We start from the raw sequence: 3,006 nt of genomic DNA, 5'->3' as shown, positions 1-3,006 counted from the left end.
TGAGCGAATGGACCGATCACGACGATCGCCAACGGGTCGCCTATGCGGAGTACGAGCACATCATGTGCGCGCCGGGCCCTGCCCCGGTCAGCGCCTACATCGACGGCGGAGTGATCGGGTTCGTCTTCGCCGAGATGTGGCGCCGCGGCGTGCTCACGCCGCGCGATCGTCGCTGGATCACCCTTGCGTGCGTCGGCATGGCCGACGCACCGCTGCCCATGGAGACCCACTGCTACGCCGCCCTCAAGAGCAACGAGGTGACGAAGGAGGAGATCGACGAGTTCCTACTCTTCTTTGGCACCCAGGCGGGTTGGCCCAAGGGCTCCTCGATGCTCACCTACATCATGGCTGCCTTCGCCAAGATCGCCGAGGAGGACGGCGAGACGCTGACCTTCGCGAGGTTCGTCCCGTGGGCCGATCCGGTTGCCGACGACGTCCGCGGGCCCGAGGTGAGGCGGCATACGCGGCCGTGCACGCAGCCCCGCCTGCACCGCCACGCACCTCATTTCAAGCCGTGGGCGACCTCGACTACCTCTACGGCGAGATCTGGAGCCGCGATCAGTACCTCACCCGGCGCGACCGACGACTAGTCGCAATCTCCTGCAGCGCCGCCCTCGGGATCGACGCGGAGATGACCGACCAGCTCGAGTCCGCCTTGCGCAGCGGCGATCTCACGTTCGACGAGTTGCAAGAGGTCGTCATGCACATCGCGGTATATCTCGGTTGGATCGTGGCGCGACGCCTCGATCACCTCCTGGTGGCAGCGGCGAAGAACACCGGCACAGACAGCTGACGAGGCGGTGATGCTGGCGTGATGCCGGGTTCTTCGATCGGGGGGCCCACGCCGTCTGCGAAGGAGACGCTGGTGCTTGAGGCGGTTCGAGTGCCCACCGCCGTGCCGATCAGCGTCACCGACGACGTCGTTGCACTTCGTATGCGCCCAAACAATGCTCGAGGGGGATGGCCCTCTCGAGACCTGTGGCGCCGAGAGCGCGGTGGTGGTCGGCCACGATGTCGCGCTCGGGACCGATGCTCATCCGTTCAGGGCAGTGCCCGCATTCGCGGGCGATCGTGCGTGGATCCTTGGAGCGCGGTCAGTGTCTCGGCCGAGGGAACCGTTGTAAGAAACGCAACCATCCCGTCCAGCAGTGCACTGACGTGGACCGCGTAAGTCGACACGGGCGTCCCGAACATGCGCGCACGGTGGCGGTCGGCGCAGGCGTGCACGCACATCGCCGACACCCGATGAATGCGGTCGTCACGCAGCGGCTGCGGCACATGGTCGATCAGGGCGCCGACGTGGTCGATGTACGCCTGGTGCGATTCGCGGTGGGCAGCCGGCAGGGTGGATAGCGGGCTGCTTCGGTAGTCGTAGCGCAACAGTTGTTCGAGGAAGGGCAGGTAGTAGCAGGTTTCGTCTTCAGCTAGTTCCATGAGTGGCAGCTGATGCGCCTCCACCACGCTTCGCAGGTCGTCCGCGGACATCCGCGCCCCGAGCAACTGTCGTCGGCGGGTCAGGTGCTCGAGTCGGTTCGCCAGGATCGCTTCGACCAGTACATCTTTCGATCCGAAGTGGTACTGCACGGCGGACTTGTTCGCCATTCCTGCCGTGGTGCCGATCAGTCGGAGTGGAACACCGTCGAGACCGTGCTGGGCAAAGAGTCGCTCGGCGGTGAGCACCAACCGCTGCCTGGCCGACGCACCTACCGGCGTGGACATCGACGTGGACATTTGACCAGAATCTCATACTAGACGGATTAAGTCCTGTAACTTAACATCCAGTCGAAGGTTTGAGAGGTGAATCGTTATGGACGAGCACCCGCGTCACCGAATCGCAGCAGTAGACATTGAAGACTCGGCGGTAGCCGACATGAGGAGATGCAAATGTCAGCACGACTCGAGGGACGCGTTGCATTCATCACCGGGGTGGCCCGCGGCCAGGGCCGCAGTCACGCGGTGCGTCTGGCCCAGGAGGGCGCCAACATCATAGGGATCGACATCTGTGCCGACATCCCGGCTAACCACTATCCGATGGCATCCCGCGATGAACTCGACGAAACCGTCGAACTGGTCGAGCGTGAGGGCGCCAAGATCGTCGCCAGCGTGGCCGATGTCCGCGACTTCCACCAGGTCAAGGCTGCAGTGGACGCCGGCGTAGCGCACTTCGGTCGGCTCGACATCGTGTGCGCGAACGCCGGCATTGCGCCGGTCGCCTTCCGCGAGCTGACCATCGAGGAGGAACTCGACCAATGGCGCGCCGCGACCGGGGTAATCCTGGACGGCTCGTATCACACCGCTTCGGCGGCGATACCGCATCTCATCGCGGGCCAACGAGGTGGGTCGATCGTGTTCACCAGCTCGACCGCGGGATTGAAGGGCTTCGGCGGCCTGCAGGGCGGAGGACTCGGATACGCTGCGGCGAAGCACGGAATCGTCGGACTGATGCGCACACTGGCAAATGCGCTGGCGCCCCACAGTATTCGGGTCAACACGGTGCACCCGACCGCCGTGCGAACCATGATGGCGGTCAATCCAGCCATGACCGAATTCCTGGAGCATTACCCAGAGGGTGGTGTGCATCTGCAGAATCCAATGCCCATCGACATGATAGAACCCGAGGACGTCAGTGCAGCCATCGCCTTTCTGGCTTCCGATGAGGCCAAGTACGTCACCGGCGTCACCTTCCCCGTCGACGCCGGCTTCTGCAACAAGCTTTGACCCATGAAAAAGGCGTCAACCGGCCGGGTGGCCGGAAAGCGGGTATTGATCACCGGGGCTGCGCGCGGCATGGGCCGCAGTCACGCCCTACGGTTGGCCGAAGAAGGCGCCGACGTCATCCTCGTCGACATCTGCGCAACGCCACCCGGGCTGGAATACGAACTGGCTACCGAGGACGAGCTTCAGGAAACCGCGGACCTGGTCGCCGAGCACGGCGGCAAGGCGATCACCACGGTCGTCGACGTTCGCAACGCCGAGGCCTTGGCATCAGCCGTCAGTGCAGCCGCG

At 64.4% G+C, this 3,006-nt stretch carries 5 protein-coding genes; 4 read left to right on the top strand and 1 reads right to left on the bottom strand.

Annotated elements, in window-relative coordinates; genetic code table 11:
• Together QOC69_RS04180 and QOC69_RS04175 are read left to right on the top strand one after the other, a co-directional pair.
• On the top strand, nucleotides 1-590 hold a 590-nt coding region (locus tag QOC69_RS04180; protein ID WP_526436662.1), incomplete at its 5' end, for a carboxymuconolactone decarboxylase family protein.
• Nucleotides 515-793, top strand: a complete 279-nt coding sequence (locus QOC69_RS04175; protein ID WP_526436660.1) for a carboxymuconolactone decarboxylase family protein — start codon at nucleotides 515-517, stop codon at nucleotides 791-793. The genes QOC69_RS04180 and QOC69_RS04175, both read left to right, overlap by 76 nt.
• 248 nt (nucleotides 794-1,041) lie before the next feature.
• Here the strand turns inward: QOC69_RS04175 and QOC69_RS04170 are convergent, their stop codons facing one another.
• Nucleotides 1,042-1,731 carry a TetR/AcrR family transcriptional regulator gene (locus QOC69_RS04170; protein WP_526436658.1) on the bottom strand — a complete coding sequence of 230 codons (690 nt, stop codon included), beginning with the start codon at nucleotides 1,729-1,731 and terminating at the stop codon, nucleotides 1,042-1,044.
• A gap of 153 nt (nucleotides 1,732-1,884) precedes the next feature.
• On the opposite strand from QOC69_RS04170, the gene QOC69_RS04165 reads away from it, so the two are divergent.
• Nucleotides 1,885-2,718: a mycofactocin-coupled SDR family oxidoreductase gene (locus QOC69_RS04165; protein ID WP_526436656.1), complete on the top strand. Its 834-nt coding sequence runs from the start codon at nucleotides 1,885-1,887 to the stop codon at nucleotides 2,716-2,718.
• A gap of 3 nt (nucleotides 2,719-2,721) precedes the next feature.
• On the top strand, nucleotides 2,722-3,006 hold a 285-nt coding region (locus QOC69_RS04160), incomplete at its 3' end, for an SDR family NAD(P)-dependent oxidoreductase (protein WP_526436654.1).

It is taken from the genome of Mycobacterium sp. (genome assembly GCF_032162105.1).
Taxonomy (GTDB): Bacteria; Actinomycetota; Actinomycetes; order Mycobacteriales; family Mycobacteriaceae; genus Mycobacterium.
Note: the sequence above shows the minus strand (reverse complement) of the source record. Positions and strands in the feature narration are given on the sequence as shown.

What these genes read in the sequence shown, in the direction of transcription:
- QOC69_RS04170 (WP_526436658.1), bottom strand. Translation starts at nt 1,731, where the DNA reads ATGTCCACGTCGATGTCCACGCCGGTAGGTGCGTCGGCCAGGCAGCGG.
- QOC69_RS04165 (WP_526436656.1), top strand. Translation starts at nt 1,885, where the DNA reads ATGTCAGCACGACTCGAGGGACGCGTTGCATTCATCACCGGGGTGGCC.